This window comes from Streptomyces sp. NPDC058671 (genome assembly GCF_042716475.1).
Classification (GTDB): Bacteria; Actinomycetota; Actinomycetes; order Streptomycetales; family Streptomycetaceae; genus Streptomyces.
Map to the genome: position 1 here is coordinate 305,827 of NZ_JBHXSA010000005.1, position 14,651 is coordinate 320,477.

The 14,651-nt window shown below is 70.6% G+C and carries 12 protein-coding genes; 1 reads left to right on the forward strand and 11 read right to left on the reverse strand.

Going from position 1 to position 14,651, the window contains the following annotated elements; translation table 11 throughout:
• The first annotated feature begins 102 nt into the window (after positions 1–102).
• Positions 103–909, forward strand: a complete 807-nt coding sequence (locus ACFWV2_RS09045; protein ID WP_384403960.1) for a DNA-formamidopyrimidine glycosylase family protein — start codon at positions 103–105, stop codon at positions 907–909.
• A gap of 106 nt (positions 910–1,015) precedes the next feature.
• Here the strand turns inward: ACFWV2_RS09045 and ACFWV2_RS09050 are convergent, their stop codons facing one another.
• The 11 genes from ACFWV2_RS09050 to ACFWV2_RS09100 form a co-directional block, all read right to left on the reverse strand.
• A complete protein-coding gene (locus ACFWV2_RS09050; protein WP_384403963.1) occupies positions 1,016–1,285 on the reverse strand; it encodes a hypothetical protein in 270 nt (89 codons plus the stop codon).
• Between the two features lie 21 nt (positions 1,286–1,306).
• The gene (locus ACFWV2_RS09055; RefSeq protein WP_384403966.1) at positions 1,307–1,483 is read right to left on the reverse strand and encodes a hypothetical protein; all 177 of its coding nucleotides are present in this window, start codon (positions 1,481–1,483) and stop codon (positions 1,307–1,309) included.
• Positions 1,484–1,493: 10 nt separating this feature from the next.
• Positions 1,494–1,964, reverse strand: a complete 471-nt coding sequence (locus ACFWV2_RS09060) for a Dps family protein (RefSeq protein WP_384403969.1) — start codon at positions 1,962–1,964, stop codon at positions 1,494–1,496.
• Between the two features lie 157 nt (positions 1,965–2,121).
• Positions 2,122–2,505 carry a helix-turn-helix domain-containing protein gene (locus tag ACFWV2_RS09065; protein ID WP_073819741.1) on the reverse strand — a complete coding sequence of 128 codons (384 nt, stop codon included), beginning with the start codon at positions 2,503–2,505 and terminating at the stop codon, positions 2,122–2,124.
• Positions 2,506–2,614: 109 nt separating this feature from the next.
• The gene (locus ACFWV2_RS09070) at positions 2,615–3,136 is read right to left on the reverse strand and encodes a CinA family protein (protein WP_384403972.1); all 522 of its coding nucleotides are present in this window, start codon (positions 3,134–3,136) and stop codon (positions 2,615–2,617) included.
• Positions 3,133–3,807 carry a CDP-diacylglycerol--glycerol-3-phosphate 3-phosphatidyltransferase gene (pgsA, locus tag ACFWV2_RS09075; RefSeq protein WP_384403975.1) on the reverse strand — a complete coding sequence of 225 codons (675 nt, stop codon included), beginning with the start codon at positions 3,805–3,807 and terminating at the stop codon, positions 3,133–3,135. The genes ACFWV2_RS09070 and pgsA overlap by 4 nt, the downstream gene beginning before the upstream one ends.
• On the reverse strand, positions 3,804–5,297 hold the full coding sequence (gene rimO / locus ACFWV2_RS09080; RefSeq protein ID WP_384403977.1) for a 30S ribosomal protein S12 methylthiotransferase RimO: 1,494 nt from the start codon (positions 5,295–5,297) through the stop codon (positions 3,804–3,806). The genes pgsA and rimO overlap by 4 nt, the downstream gene beginning before the upstream one ends.
• Positions 5,298–5,386: 89 nt before the next feature.
• Positions 5,387–6,208 (reverse strand): helix-turn-helix domain-containing protein, encoded by an 822-nt coding sequence (locus tag ACFWV2_RS09085; protein WP_384403980.1) that lies wholly within the window; start codon positions 6,206–6,208, stop codon positions 5,387–5,389.
• Between the two features lie 260 nt (positions 6,209–6,468).
• Positions 6,469–9,312 (reverse strand): DNA translocase FtsK, encoded by a 2,844-nt coding sequence (locus tag ACFWV2_RS09090; protein WP_384403983.1) that lies wholly within the window; start codon positions 9,310–9,312, stop codon positions 6,469–6,471.
• 137 nt (positions 9,313–9,449) lie between these two features.
• Positions 9,450–10,124, reverse strand: coding sequence for a response regulator (locus ACFWV2_RS09095; protein ID WP_360788850.1), 675 nt, complete (start codon positions 10,122–10,124; stop codon positions 9,450–9,452).
• A 296-nt stretch (positions 10,125–10,420) separates the two neighbouring features.
• Positions 10,421–14,651: HAMP domain-containing protein (locus ACFWV2_RS09100; RefSeq protein ID WP_384403987.1), on the reverse strand; the 4,231-nt coding region annotated here is incomplete at its 5' end.

Sequence of the window (14,651 nt, forward strand, 5' to 3'; positions counted from 1 at the left end):
CCGCCAACCCCCCACCAACCCACCCGGCCCCTCGGCACGACTTCAACCCGCAGGAATCCGCCCGCGGCCGCACCCGCCTCCGACACCCGGCAGACTGGACCCGTGCCCGAAGGAGACACCATCTGGCAGGCCGCCCACCGCCTGCACACCGCCCTGGCGGGCCGAGTGCTGACCCGCTCTGACCTCCGCGTTCCCCGGTTCGCCACCGCCGACCTCACCGGCCGGTCCCTGCTCGACGTCACCTCCCGCGGCAAGCACCTGCTCGCCCGGATCGAGGGTGGTCTCACCCTCCACTCCCATCTGCGGATGGACGGCGCGTGGCGGGTGTACGCCACGGGGGAGCGTCCGCGCGGCGGCCCCGACCACCAGATCCGGGCGATCCTGGGGAACGCCGAGTCCACCGCGTACGGCTATCGGCTCCCTATCCTCGAACTGCTCCGTACCGCTGAGGAGTCCCACGTGGTGGGGCATCTCGGCCCGGATCTGCTAGGCCCCGACTGGGACCCGGAGGAGGCCGTGCGCCGACTGGCCGCCGACCCCGCCAGGACGCTCGGCGAGGCTCTCCTGGACCAGCGGAACCTGGCCGGCATCGGCAATGTGTACAAGTCGGAGCTGGCCTTCCTCGCCGGTGTCACCCCCTGGCTGCCGGTGGGTGAGCTGGATCCCGGGGTCCCGGCCCGCCTCGTCGCGACCGCCCATCGCCTTTTGGAGGCGAACAAGGAGCGCCCTGACCGCCGCACGACCACGGCTCGTCACCCCGGCACCCCTCTGCACGTCTACGGCCGAGGGGGGCGCCCCTGCTTGCGCTGCGGCGCCCCGATCCGCAAAGCGGAGCTCGGCGACCGGGTCACGTACTGGTGCCCGGGCTGCCAACGCGGCCCCGACAGCACGACGGCCTCCGCCAGTTGAGCGCCCACGACAATGGATGGTTCGTCAGATAGGTCAGGTCGGCCGACACGGCGCGGCCCAGGACGTCGCGCACGCGCTCCTGCACCGTAGTGCGACGCCTCGGCGTTCACGACAGGCCGGATCCGGCGCCCCAACGGCGGCGTCGCGACGCCCTCGTGATCCGCCGGACCAACGCGCCCGGCCGGCCCGAAGAGGCGGCCACGTGCACCGGCAACAGGCTCAGGCCCCAGCCGCCCGCGGCCACCACGCCCTCGACCGGCCCGACCTCTCCCGGCACCAGCACCAGACGCAGCACCGCCCACCACCAGAGCCCTCCGGCCGCCAGCCCGATCGCGACCAGCGCGAGCGTCGCCTGCGCTACCCGTCGCCGTACCATGGCCGCCTCCTGCCGCCGACGCTAGACCGGCAGGATCACCCTGCGGGAGGGCGCACCGATGCCAGAACCGGCGCACTCCGTACGTATCGCCACCCCCGGCGCCGCCACGACCGAGAACGCCGCCGCGGGCAGCTCCCCGACCGGCGCGTCCACCACGGGCGGCGCCCCGAACATCGCCGCCACCACCGGACCCGTCACCGTCCGGTCCCTACACGCTTTCGGCCTGGAACATCCACGCGTGCTTCTCGAGTTCGCCCGTCAGAGTGATCAGGATGTCCTGGCTGACCGGGTCGGGGTCGCCGGTCGCGTCGACGCGTTCCCGCATCCGGGTGATGACGGCGCCCAGCGCGGCGACGAGGATCTGCACCGCCTGCTCGTCCTTGATCCAGCCCTCCGGCACCGTGCCGATCGCGCTGGAGGACGCCACGGTCGCCGAGCGTCCGTCCGGGCTCACACCGAGGGCGGAGGCACGCTCGGCCACGGTGTCGGAGTGCAGCCGGGCGGTGTCGACCACCTCGTCCAGCTGGAGGTGGACGGAACGGAAACGCGGTCCGACGACGTTCCAGTGCACCTGCTTGGCGACCAGGGCGAGGTCGACCAGGTCGACCAGCGCCCCCTGGAGCGCGTTGCCGACCGTCTTCAGGTCGGCGTCGGACAGCGGGCTCTTCACGACAGACATTGCGAATCTCCAACCAGTCGAACGTTCCCCCACCATGGCACGCATCACCGGAACCCGGCATCTCAAACAATTCGCCCCGCACGTGTGGGAGAAGACAGAGAGAAGCCCCGGTCAGCACCCCTGAGGGGTACCGACCGGGGCTTCTCCCCGTTTCGGTTCAGGCAGCGACGACGTCGACCGCTTCCGCGGGCGCCTTGATGGTCACCCGCTCGGTGGGCACACCCGCCACCGACGTCACCGACACCGAATTGAGCCTCGGGCGCACCGGCGTCGGCACCGGTTCGCTCGCCGCCGCCGACTCGGCCAGTTCGGCCAGTGACAGCTCGTCGCTCACTTCACGCATGAGCTCGGACATCCGTACGTCCAACGCGTCGCAGATCGCGGAGAGCAGCTCGGAGGAAGCCTCCTTCTGCCCCCGCTCCACCTCGGAGAGATAGCCGAGCGAGACTCGGGCGGACGAGGAGACTTCGCGCAGAGTACGGCCCTGACGCTGGCGCTGCCGACGCAGCACGTCACCCAACAGGCGACGGAGCAGAATCATCGGTGGCTCCCTCCTCGGACCGCGTAGCCGCATCCTTCACGCCCCACCGTACCGCCTCGCGCCGCGGCCGTGCGGGGAGCGATGTCGTGTTCACTCAGGGCTGCAAACATCAAATCCCCCCGTTGTGTTCCGTATCCTGTGCCCGCGCATTTCCCGAGAGTTCCTCATGGAGCAGTTCCAGGACGGTCCGCACACTCTCTCTACGGATGTCCGCCCGGCCGCCGTTCAACCGCAACGAGACCACTTTCCCGGCGCGGGCGCCGGTCGCCGCAGGTCCCGCGACCGCCACGTAGACGGTGCCGACGGCCTGTCCGTCCTGCGGGTCGGGCCCCGCGACCCCGGTCGTGGAGACGCCCCAGTCCGCGCCGAGCCGGTCCCGTACACCGGCCGCCATCTGCAGCGCGACCTCGGGGTCCACCGCACCGCGCTCCGCGAGCAGACCCTCGTCGACCCCGAGCAGCTCGTGCTTGAGGGACGTCGCGTAGGCGGTGACGGACCCCCGGAAGGCCGCCGAGGCCCCGGGCACCCCCGTGAGCTCCGCGGCCACCAGACCACCCGTGAGCGACTCCGCGGCGGCCAGCGTGTGACCACGCGCAGCGAGCAGCGCCAGCACCCGGGCGGCCACCGTCATCGTGCCGCCGCCTCCGACCGCGCGGCCGTCCGCTCCGCGGCGAGCCCCAGGCGTCGCAGCACGACCGCCTGCCGTACGTAGTCCAGACCCGTGAGGACGGTCAGCACGACCGCCACCGTCATCACCCAGAAGCGCAGGGTCGCGAGCGGCCCGGTGAGCATCAGCACGTACATGCCGACCGCCGTTCCCTGGGCGAGCGTCTTGATCTTGCCGCCGCGGCTGGCCGGGATGATCCCGTGCCGCATCACCCAGAACCGCAGCAGGGTGATCCCCAGCTCCCGGGCCAGGATGACCCCGGTGACCCACCAGGGCAGGTCCCCGAGGGTGGAGAGGGAGATCAGTCCGGCCGCCATGATCGCCTTGTCGGCGATCGGGTCGGCGATCTTCCCGAAGTCCGTGACCAGGTTGTACGCACGGGCGAGATGCCCGTCGAAGACGTCCGTGATCATGGCGACGGCGAACGCCGCCCACGCCCACGCGCGCCACGCGGGGTCGTGCCCGCCGTCCTGGAGGAGCAGCAGCACGAAGGCCGGCACGAGCACGAGCCGGATCATGGTCAGGATGTTGGCGATGTTCCACAGGCTGGCCTGGTTGACGGCCGCCGAGCCCAGCTTGCCGCGGGGCGCCGGCCTACCGGTCCCGCCCGTCGCGGATGCCGGGACTCCGGTCATCTGGCTGCCTCCTCGAAAAGACACTCGGCCACCAGGTCGACGCCTTCCGTGCCGACGACCTTCGCCCTGACCATACGGCCCGGGGCCAGGTCGGGGCGTCCGCCGTCGGCCGTGGTGAGGACCACCTGTCCGTCCGTCTCGGGGGCCTGGTGGGCGGCGCGGCCGATCACGCCGTCCTCCTCGTCGACGGACTCGACCAGTACCTCAAGGGTCTCTCCGATCCGCTCCTCCGCGCGCTGGGCGGTGAGCTCCTCGGCGAGACGGGAGAGCTGGGCGAGCCGCTTGTCGACGACGTCCTGGTCGAGCTTGTGCTCGTACGTGGCGGCCTCGGTGCCGTCCTCGTCGGAGTAGCCGAAGACGCCGATGGCGTCGAGGCGCGCGTGGGTGATGAAGCGTTCCAGCTCGGCGAAGTCGGCCTCGGTCTCGCCGGGGAAACCGACGATGAAGTTGGAGCGGGCACCGGCCGTGGGCGCCTTGGAGCGGATGGTCTCCAGGAGCTCCAGGAAGCGGTCGGTGTCACCGAAGCGGCGCATGGCCCGCAGCACGTCCGGGGCGCTGTGCTGGAAGGACAGGTCGAAGTACGGCACGACCTTCTCGGTCGAGGTGAGGACGTCGATCAGACCGGGCCGCATCTCGGCGGGCTGGAGGTAGCTCACACGGACGCGCTCGATGCCGTCCACCGCGGCCAGCTCGGGCAGCAGCCCCTCCAGGAGCCGGATGTCCCCGAGGTCCTTGCCGTAGGAGGTGTTGTTCTCGGAGACCAGCATGATCTCCTTCACGCCCTGCTCGGCGAGCCAGCGCGTCTCGTTCAGCACGTCCGAGGGGCGGCGCGAGACGAAGGAGCCGCGGAAGGAGGGGATGGCGCAGAAGGTGCAGCGGCGGTCGCAGCCGGAGGCGAGCTTCACGGAGGCGACGGGGCTGGCGTCCAGACGGCGGCGGAGCGGCGCGCGCGGCCCCGACGCGGGCGCGAGCCCCTCGGGCAGATCGGAGGGCGCGTCGACGGGCGCCACGGCGGCGACACCGTGTCCAGGGAGGGCGACGGCGGCGGCGGCCTCCTGGCGCTCCACGGGCGACAGCGGCAGCAGCTTGCGCCGGTCACGCGGGGTGTGGGCCTCGACACTGCCACCACTGAGAATGGTCTGGAGCCGGTTGGAGATGTCGGAGTAGTCGTCGAAGCCGAGGACTCCGTCGGCCTCGGGGAGGGCCTCCGCGAGCTCCTTGCCGTACCGCTCGGCCATACAGCCGACGGCGACCACGGCCTGGGTCCTGCCGTGGTCCTTCAGGTCATTGGCTTCGAGCAGGGCGTCGACGGAGTCCTTCTTGGCGGCCTCGACGAATCCGCAGGTGTTGACGACGGCGACGTCCGCGTCCTCGGCGTTCTCGACGAGCTCCCAGCCGTCCGCTGCCAAGCGGCCTGCGAGCTCCTCCGAGTCCACCTCGTTACGGGCGCAGCCAAGAGTGACAAGGGCGACGGTACGGCGTTCGGGCATGGACTCAAGACTACTTCGTCCCGGCTGTTCCCCCGTCGCGCAGGGTTCACCTGCGCGACAAGGTCACATCCGGGGTGGCCTCAGGGGGCTCAGCCGGCCTCGGGGTCGCCCTTGGTGTACGTGAGCCGCTCCACCTGGCCGGATTCGAACTTGTCCTGGAGCTTCTTGCCGTTCACGTGGAGCTCGATCGCTCCGGCGTTGCCGAGAACCAGGTCGATGCGCTCGTCGTCCTGGAAGGTCTTGGACTCGCCTTCGAGGAGGAGGCCGTCGAAGAGCAGCTTGCCGTCGTGGCCCTTGGCCGAGATCCAGCTCTTGGCGTCGACGGCGGTGAGCTTGACCGTGACCTTGTCCCGGGGGACCGCGGCGATCGCGCTCTCGGTGGGCTTGGGGGCGGGCTTGACCGGCTTCGGCTTGGCGGCTGCCGTGGCCTTCTCCGGCGCGGGGACCGGCCCGCCCTCGGCGGTGGTGCCCTTCGGCGCCTCGTTTCCGTCGAACATCGTGAAGCCGGCGAAACCGACGACGGCGACGATGGCCGCGACCATCGCGGCGGTCCAGTTGGGCCGGCGCCGCTCGGGGCGGATGCGTTCCGCCTCGAACAGCGGGGCGGCGGGGGTGGGCGCGGGACGCCCGCCGTGCTCGTCGTCGTACTGCTGGATCAGCGGAGCGGGATCGAGGCCGACGGCGCGCGCGAGGGTACGGATGTGCCCGCGGGCGTAGACGTCGCCGCCGCAGCGCGAGAAGTCGTCCTCCTCGATCGCGTGCACGATCGGGATCCGGACACGCGTGGAGGCACTGACCTCTTCGACGGTGAGACCGGCGGCGACGCGGGTCTGCTGGAGAGCGCGACCGATCGAGTCCCGGTCGTCTGCCGGGAAGGTCCGGTCGTCTTCGGGGGAGTTGCCGATGGACACGTGAGCGCCTTTCGAGCGTGTAGCCACCTGCTGGACGTTCAGTCTATGGGTGGTACGAAAGGGTGGGGCAACCGGGCGGGTGCTGTTTGTACGCCATGAGGATGGGACATCCTTCTGTCCCTCCGTCCAACTTGACGTACGGCCAGGGGAAACGGTTGCCCTTCGTTCCCTTACGAGTGAGTCTCGACCCGGTCTCGATCGGGTACCCCGCTCCCCCGGCGCCACTCCCCCCGCTCCCCGGCGCCACTCGTCTGCTTCGGCTACGCGTCCGACTCCCCCCGGATTACGGCCAGCACGCCGTCCAGTTCGTCCGCCTTCACGAGCACGTCGCGCGCCTTCGAGCCCTCGCTCGGCCCGACGATGTTCCGGGACTCCATCAGGTCCATCAGCCGTCCGGCCTTGGCGAAGCCGACGCGCAGCTTCCGCTGGAGCATCGACGTGGAGCCGAACTGGGTGGAGACGACGAGTTCGGCGGCCTGGCACAGCAGATCGAGGTCGTCGCCGATGTCCTCGTCGATCTCCTTCTTCTGCCGGGTGCCGACGGTGACGTCCTCCCGGAAGACGGGCGTCATCTGGTCCTTGCAGTGCTGCACGACGGCCGCGACCTCGTGCTCGGTGACGAACGCGCCCTGCATCCGGACGGGCTTGTTGGCACCCATCGGCAGGAACAGACCGTCACCCTTTCCGATGAGCTTCTCTGCGCCGGGCTGGTCGAGGATGACGCGGCTGTCGGCGAGCGAGGACGTCGCGAAGGCGAGCCGGGACGGCACGTTCGCCTTGATGAGACCGGTGACCACGTCCACCGACGGCCGCTGGGTGGCGAGCACCAGATGGATGCCGGCGGCGCGCGCGAGCTGCGTGATGCGCACGATCGAGTCCTCGACGTCCCGGGGCGCCACCATCATCAGGTCGGCGAGCTCGTCGACGATCACCAGGAGGTACGGGTAGGGGTTGAGCTCCCGTTCACTGCCCTCGGGCAGCTTGATCTTGCCGTCCCGGATCGCCTGGTTGAAGTCGTCGATGTGCCGGTAGCCGAAGGCGGCCAGGTCGTCGTACCGGAGGTCCATCTCCTTCACCACCCACTGCAGCGCCTCGGCGGCCCGCTTGGGGTTGGTGATGATGGGGGTGATGAGGTGCGGGATGCCCTCGTAGGCGGTGAGCTCGACCCGCTTGGGGTCGACGAGGACCATCCGGACGTCCTCGGGGGTCGCTCTTATCATGATCGAAGTGATCAGGCAGTTGATGCACGAGGACTTTCCGGAGCCGGTGGCCCCGGCGACCAGCACGTGCGGCATCTTCGCCAGGTTGGCCATCTCGTAGCCGCCCTCGACGTTCTTCCCGAGCGCAACCAGCATCGGATGGTCGTCCTCGGCTGCCGCGGCGAGCCGCAGCACGTCGCCGAGGTTGACCATCTCCCGGTCGCTGTTGGGAATCTCGATGCCGACCGCGGACTTGCCGGGGATCGGCGAGATGATCCGCACGTCGGGGGACGCCACGGCGTACGCGATGTTCTTGGTGAGGGCCGTGATCTTCTCGACCTTCACGGCGGGCCCGAGCTCGACCTCGTACCGCGTGACCGTCGGTCCCCGGGTGAAACCGGTGACGGCCGCGTCGACCTTGAACTCGGTGAAGACGGTGGAGAGCGCGTCCACGACGGCGTCGTTCGCGGCGCTGCGCGTCTTCCCCGGCCCGCCCCGCTCCAGCAGGTCGAGCGACGGCAGCGAGTACGTGATGTCCCCGGACAGCTGGAGCTGTTCGGCCCGGTTCGGCAGCTCGGTCGGCTCGGGCGCGGGCTTCGTCAGATCCGGTACGCCCCCGCCGGAGCGGTCCGGTACGCCCCCGGCGCGCTGGGCTCCGCCCCGCGCCGACGGCACGGGCGCGGCCTGCGCCCCCGGCTCGGGCGCCTCGGGGCCGGCCGTCCCCGGCGTGCCCGCCGCCGCGGCCTTCCGCTCCGCGGAGACGTCCCGGGTCAGGTCGGCGACGATCGGGGAGGGTGGCATGCCGTTGAGCACCGCGCCGTCGAGCGCGGCGGCGGCCGCCGCCGCGACGTCCACCGGGTCGAGACCGTGGTCGGACGCGGGCCGCTCGGCCGTGCGACGCGCCGCACGGCCCCGCCGCCGCTCCAGCGGCTCCGCCTCCGCGCGGTCCACGTCGTACGGCTCCACGGGGCCGACGCCACGGCGCCGGGCGGGCGGCGCGGTCCGGGGCCGGGCCTCCCGCCACTCCTCGTCGTACCCCTCCTGGTCCTCGACGTAGGCCTCCGCCGGGTCGTACGCGGGCTCGACGAGACCGAGCCGGACACCGAGGGCGCGCAGCCGCTGCGGGATCGCGTTGACCGGGGTGGCGGTGACGACGAGCAGCCCGAAGATCGTGAGCAGTACCAGCATCGGTACGGCCAGGACCTCGCCCATCATGAAGACGAGGGGCTGGGACGCGGCCCAGCCGATCAGGCCCCCGGCGTCCTGCATGGCCTCGCTGCCGTCGCCGCGCCCCGGCGAACCGCACGCGATGTGGACCTGCCCGAGGACACCGATGACGAGCGCGGAGAGACCGATGCTGATCCGGCCGTTGGCCTCGGGCCTCTCCGGATAGAGGATCAGCCGCACGCCGATGGCGCCCACGAGCAGCGGTACGAGCAGATCGAGGCGGCCGAAGGACCCGGTGACCAGCATCTCGACGAGGTCCCCGACGGGCCCTCGGAGGTTGGACCAGGTGCCCGCGGCGACGATCAGCGACAGGCCGAGGAGGAGCAGCGCGAGCCCGTCCTTGCGGTGGGCCGGGTCGAGCCCCTTGGCGCCGCGCCCTATTCCCCGGAACATCGCCCCCACCCCGTGGGCGAGGCCGAGCCAGGCGCCCCGCGCGAGCCGGTAGACGCCGCCGGTGGGAGACGGCGCGGGACGGGGCGGGGCCTTCCTCGCCACCGGCTTCCGCGCGGGCGGCCGCTTGGCGGGCGCGGCCTTCTTGGCCGGCGCCTTCCGCGCGGGCGGCTTGGCGGCGGACTTCGCGGATGCCGCTTTCTTCGCGGCGCCCGTCGTACGGCCGGCGCGCGGCTTTGCGGTGCCCGCTGTGCCCTGGGAGCCCTTGCCGGACGTACGTGAAGCCATGATGCCGAGGTTACCGGTGTGAGGACCGGCTGTCCGCCTCACCCGTTCGTGTCGCCCCTGCCGAGGCGCGAAGCTGACGCCACCTCACGCGGACTCGCACCCGACCCGGGCACCGACACCCCGTCAGTGACGATGCGTCAGCCCTGGGCGGGGAGGTTCGGAGCCGCGGCACCGGTTCCCGGCTCAAGCGCGTCCAGGGCCCGCCGCAGCCCGGTGAGCTTGCGCTCCAGATGTGCGGCGGTGGCGACGGCCGCCGCGTCGGCCGAGTCGTCGTCGAGCTGCTTGGACAGCGCCTCCGCCTGCTCCTCGACGGCCGCGAGCCGCGCGGAGAGCTCGGCGAGCAGACCCGCCGACTCCTTGCCCTGCCCGCCCTCGCCGCCCTCCAACTGCAGCCGCAGCAGAGCGGCCTGCTCGCGCAGCTTGCAGTTCTTCATGTACAGCTCGACGAAGACGGAGACCTTGGCCCGCAGCACCCACGGGTCGAACGGCTTCGAGATGTAGTCGACCGCACCGGCCGCGTACCCCCGGAAGGTGTGGTGGGGGCCGTGGTTGATGGCGGTGAGGAAGATGATCGGGATGTCCCGGGTCCGCTCGCGCCGCTTGATGTGCGCGGCGGTCTCGAATCCATCCATCCCCGGCATCTGGACGTCGAGCAGGATGACCGCGAAGTCGTCCGTCAACAGCGCCTTGAGCGCTTCCTCCCCGGACGATGCCCGCACCAGCGTCTGATCGAGCGCGGAGAGAATGGCCTCCAGCGCCAGCAGATTCTCCGGCCGGTCATCGACCAGGAGGATCTTGGCCTTCTGCACCATGCCCCGTCCTCCTCGCCCCGGCAACGGCTCTCCCCGGCTCCCCGAACCGGGGGTAGCTCCGGGCGCCGCCCCTGGAGACGACTCCCTAACGCCGTCCGTCCTTGTGCCGGTCATCGTAGCCGCACCCCGCCCGTCGCCACACCCTGTCACCGCGATGTCACTGTGCACATACCCGAAACGCGGTGGGAGACCAGAAGGTTCCCCGTATCCGGCCGTCTCACACCCCTGTGGCGACAGTCCGTCAGCGAAGCGCCCGGGGGCCCGCGCGGCGCTCCGCGCGGGCCCCCGGTGCGGAGTCACGCCCCCCGCATCCACTGCTCCATCACCGACAGCAGGTGGTCGGGGTCGACCGGCTTGGTCACGTAGTCCGAGGCCCCCGACTCGATGGCCTTCTCCCGGTCGCCCTTCATGGCCTTCGCCGTCAGCGCGATGATCGGCAGCCCGGCGAACTGGGGCATGCGCCGGATCGCGTTCGTCGTCGCGTATCCGTCCATCTCCGGCATCATGATGTCCATCAGGACGATCGTCACGTCGTCGTGCTGCTCCAGGACCTCGATGCCCTCCCGTCCGTTCTCCGCGTAGAGCACCGCGAGCCCGTGCTGCTCCAGGACGCTGGTGAGCGCGAAGACGTTACGGATGTCGTCGTCGACGATGAGCACCTTCTCGCCCGAGAAGCTGAAGGTGCGGCGCGGCTCGGCCTCCACCTCCGGTTCCACCCGGTCCCACCCGGCCTCCGCGCCGGACTGGCCCGGCACCGCCGTCCGCGCCCCGGTCGCCTCCGCCGCCGCCTTCCGCCGGTGCCGGAACAGCGCCCCGGCCCCCGACCGCGCCTCCGTCCGTACGGGCGGAGGCGGGAAGTGCGGGAACGCGTGGACGGCCCCGGCCGTCCCCTCCTCGGCGTCCTGCTGCGGATCGTCCGTGTCCGGCCCCTGCCCGAAGGGCCCCGTCGGCGGCTCCGTCGGGCTCAGCGGCAGATAGAGCGTGAACGTCGAACCACGGCCCGGCTCGCTCGCCGCGAAGATCTCGCCGCCGAGCAGCCGCGCGATCTCCCGGCTGATGGACAGCCCCAGACCCGTACCGCCGTACTTCCGGCTGGTCGTGCCGTCGGCCTGCTTGAACGCCTCGAAGATCACCCGCATCTTGCTGGCCGCGATCCCGATGCCCGTGTCGGTGACCGAGAACGCGATCAGGTCGGCCTCCGGATCCCGCAGCGAACCTGCCTCCAGGAGCTGCTCCCGGATCGACTGCGGCACATCGGCGCCGGACGGCCGGATCACCAGCTCCACCGCGCCGATGTCGGTGAACTTCACCGCGTTGGAGAGGAGGTTGCGCAACACCTGGAGGAGGCGCTGCTCGTCGGTGTGGAGCGTGGCCGGCAGCTCCGGCGAGACCCGCACCGAGAAGTCGAGCCCCTTCTCCGCGGTGAGCGGCCGGAAGGTCGCCTCGACGTAGTCGACGAGCTGGACGAGCGCGATCCGCGTCGGCGAGACGTCCATCTTGCCCGCCTCGACCTTGGACAGGTCGAGGATGTCGTTGATGAGCTGGAGCAGGTCGGAACCCGCGCCGTGGATGGTCTCCGCGAACTCGACCTGCTTGGGCGTCAGGTTCGTCTCGGCGTTGTCGGCGAGCAGCTTGGCCAGGATGAGCAGCGAGTTGAGCGGGGTGCGCAGCTCGTGCGACATGTTGGCGAGGAACTCGGACTTGTAGCGCATGGAGACGGCGAGCTGTTCGGCCCGCTCCTCCAGGACCTGCCGGGCCTCCTCGATCTCGGTGTTCTTCACCTCGATGTCGCGGTTCTGCCGGGCGAGCAGTTCGGCCTTCTCCTCCAGCTCCAGGTTGGAGCCCTGGAGTTCCTTCTGCCGGTGCTCCAGCTCGGCCGAGCGCTCCCTGAGCTGCTCGGTCAGCTCCTGCGACTGCTGGAGCAGCACCTCGGTCTTGGTGTTGACGCTGATGGTGTTGACGGTGGTCGCGATCAGCTCGGCGATCTGGTTGAGGAAGTCCCGCTGGATCTGGGTGAACGGCTGGAAGGACGCCAGCTCGATCACGCCGAGGACCTTGCCCTCGAAGAGGACCGGAAGGACGATCACATGCGCGGGCGAGGCCTCACCGAGCCCGGAGGAGATCTTCAGGTAGCCGGGCGGCACATGGAGCTGGATGGTCCGCTTCTCGTCGGCCGCCGTGCCGATGAGCGTCTCTCCGGGCCGGAACGAGGTCGGCATGGACCCGGGCGAGTACCCGTAACTCCCGCGCATCCGCAGCTCGTACGAGCCGTCCCCCTCGCCGACGAGTTCGGCGTCGCCGTGGGCGGCGCCCGTCGGCACCGCCACGAAGAAGGCGCCGTGCTGGGCCGAGACCACCGGCGTCAGCTCGCTCATGATCAGCGACGCGACGTCGTCCAGGTCCCGCCGGCCCTGCATGAGACCGGAGATGCGGGCCAGGTTGCTCTTGAGCCAGTCCTGCTCGTCGTTGGCGAGGGTGGTGTCGCGCAGGTTGGCGATCATCGTGTTGATGTTGTCCTGGAGCGCCTGGATCTCGCCGGCCGCGTCCACACCGTCGATCTTGACGTTGAGGTCGCCGCGGGTCACCGCGGTGGCGACGGCCGCGATGGCCCGCACCTGCCGGGTGAGGTTCCCGGCCATCTCGTTCACGGACTCGGTGAGGTCGCTCCAGGTGCCCTCCACGTCCCGGACCCGGGCCTGGCCGCCGAGCTGCCCGTCGGTGCCCACCTCACGGGCCACGCGGGTGACCTCCTCGGCGAAGTTCGACAGCTGGTCGACCATCGTGTTGATGGTGTTCTTCAGCTCCTGGATCTCACCGCGCGCGTCGATGTCGATCTTCTTGGTGAGGTCGCCCTTGGCGATGGCGGTGGTGACGGCGGCGATCTGCCGCACCTGACCGGTGAGGTTGTCGGCCATCGAGTTCACCGACTCGGTCAGGTCCTTCCAGGTCCCCGAGACGCCCGGCACCCGCGCCTGGCCGCCCAGTTCACCCTCCGTACCCACCTCGCGCGCCACCCGCGTGACCTCGTCCGCGAAGGACGACAGGGTCATCACCATGGTGTTGACGGTCTCGGCGAGCTCGGCGACCTCGCCCCGCGCCTCGACCGTCACCTTCTTCGTGAGGTCGCCGTTGGCGACGGCCGCCGACACCCGGGAGATGTTCCGCACCTGACTGGTCAGGTTGTTGGCCATCAGGTTGACGTTGTCGCTGAGGTCCTTCCACGTGCCGGTGACACCCCGCACCCGCGCCTGACCGCCGAGGATGCCCTCCGTACCCACCTCGCGGGCCACGCGCGTGACCTCGTCCGCGAAGTTCGACAGCTGGTCGACCATCGTGTTGACGGTCGTCACGAGCTCCAGGATCTCGCCCCGGGCGTCGACGGTGATCTTCTTCGACAGGTCGCCCTTGGCGACGGCCGTGGTCACCTCGGCGATGTTCCGCACCTGGATGGTGAGGTTGTTCGCCATGAAGTTCACCGACTGGGTGAGGTCCTTCCAGGTGCCCGAGACCCCCTGCACCTCGGCCTGGCCGCCCAGGATGCCCTCGGTGCCCACCTCGCGGGCCACCCTGGTCACCTGCTCGGCGAAGTTCGAGAGCTGGTCCACCATCGTGTTGAGGGTGTTCTTCAGCTCCAGGATCTCGCCCCGCGCGTCCACGTCGATCTTCTGCGACAGGTCACCGCGGGCCACCGCCGTGGCGACCTGCGCGATGTTGCGCACCTGGGTGGTGAGGTTCCCGGCCATGCCGTTCACCGAGTCCGTGAGGTCACGCCACACCCCGGCCACCCCCGGCACCTGCGCCTGACCGCCGAGGCGCCCGTCCGTGCCCACCTCGCGGGCCACCCGGGTCACCTGGTCGGCGAAGGCGGAGAGCTGGTCGACCATCGTGTTGATGGTGTTCTTCAGCTCCAGGATCTCGCCCCGCGCGTCCACGTCGATCTTCTGCGACAGGTCACCGCGGGCCACCGCCGTCGTCACCTGCGCGATCTGCCGCACCTGCGAGGTCAGGTTGCCGGCCATGAAGTTCACCGAGTCGGTGAGCTCCCGCCAGCGCCCGGAGGCGCCGTCGACCCGCGCCTGCCCGCCCAGCCGGCCCTCGGTGCCCACGTCCCGTGCCATCCGGGTGACCTGGTCCGCGAACGACGACAGCTGCGACACCATCGTGTTGACGGTGTTCTTCAGCTCCAGCATCTCGCCGGCCACGTCCACGGTGACCTTCTGCGACAGGTCACCGTTGGCGACCGCCGTCGTCACCTGCGCGATGTCCCGCACCTGACCTGTCAGGTTGCGGAAGGCGGTGTTCACCGAGTCGGTGAGGTCCTTCCACGTCCCCGCCGCTCCCTGCACCTCGGCCTGGCCGCCGAGCAGACCCTCGACCCCGACCTCCCGGGCCACCCGTGTCACCTCGGAACCGAAGGCGGACAGCTGGTCCACCATCGTGTTGACGGTGTTCTTCAGCTCCAGCATCTCGCCGGCCACGTCCACGGTGACCTTCTGCGACAGGTCACCGTTGGCGACCGCCGTCGTC

Excerpts from the sequence above, each read along its gene's own strand:
- rimO (WP_384403977.1), bottom strand. The coding sequence starts at position 5,297 with ATGCCCGAACGCCGTACCGTCGCCCTTGTCACTCTTGGCTGCGCCCGT.
- ACFWV2_RS09050 (WP_384403963.1), bottom strand. The coding sequence starts at position 1,285 with ATGGTACGGCGACGGGTAGCGCAGGCGACGCTCGCGCTGGTCGCGATC.
- ACFWV2_RS09095 (WP_360788850.1), bottom strand. The coding sequence starts at position 10,124 with ATGGTGCAGAAGGCCAAGATCCTCCTGGTCGATGACCGGCCGGAGAAT.
- ACFWV2_RS09090 (WP_384403983.1), bottom strand. The coding sequence starts at position 9,312 with ATGGCTTCACGTACGTCCGGCAAGGGCTCCCAGGGCACAGCGGGCACC.
- pgsA (WP_384403975.1), bottom strand. The coding sequence starts at position 3,807 with ATGACCGGAGTCCCGGCATCCGCGACGGGCGGGACCGGTAGGCCGGCG.
- ACFWV2_RS09070 (WP_384403972.1), bottom strand. The coding sequence starts at position 3,136 with ATGACGGTGGCCGCCCGGGTGCTGGCGCTGCTCGCTGCGCGTGGTCAC.
- ACFWV2_RS09065 (WP_073819741.1), bottom strand. The coding sequence starts at position 2,505 with ATGATTCTGCTCCGTCGCCTGTTGGGTGACGTGCTGCGTCGGCAGCGC.
- ACFWV2_RS09060 (WP_384403969.1), bottom strand. The coding sequence starts at position 1,964 with ATGTCTGTCGTGAAGAGCCCGCTGTCCGACGCCGACCTGAAGACGGTC.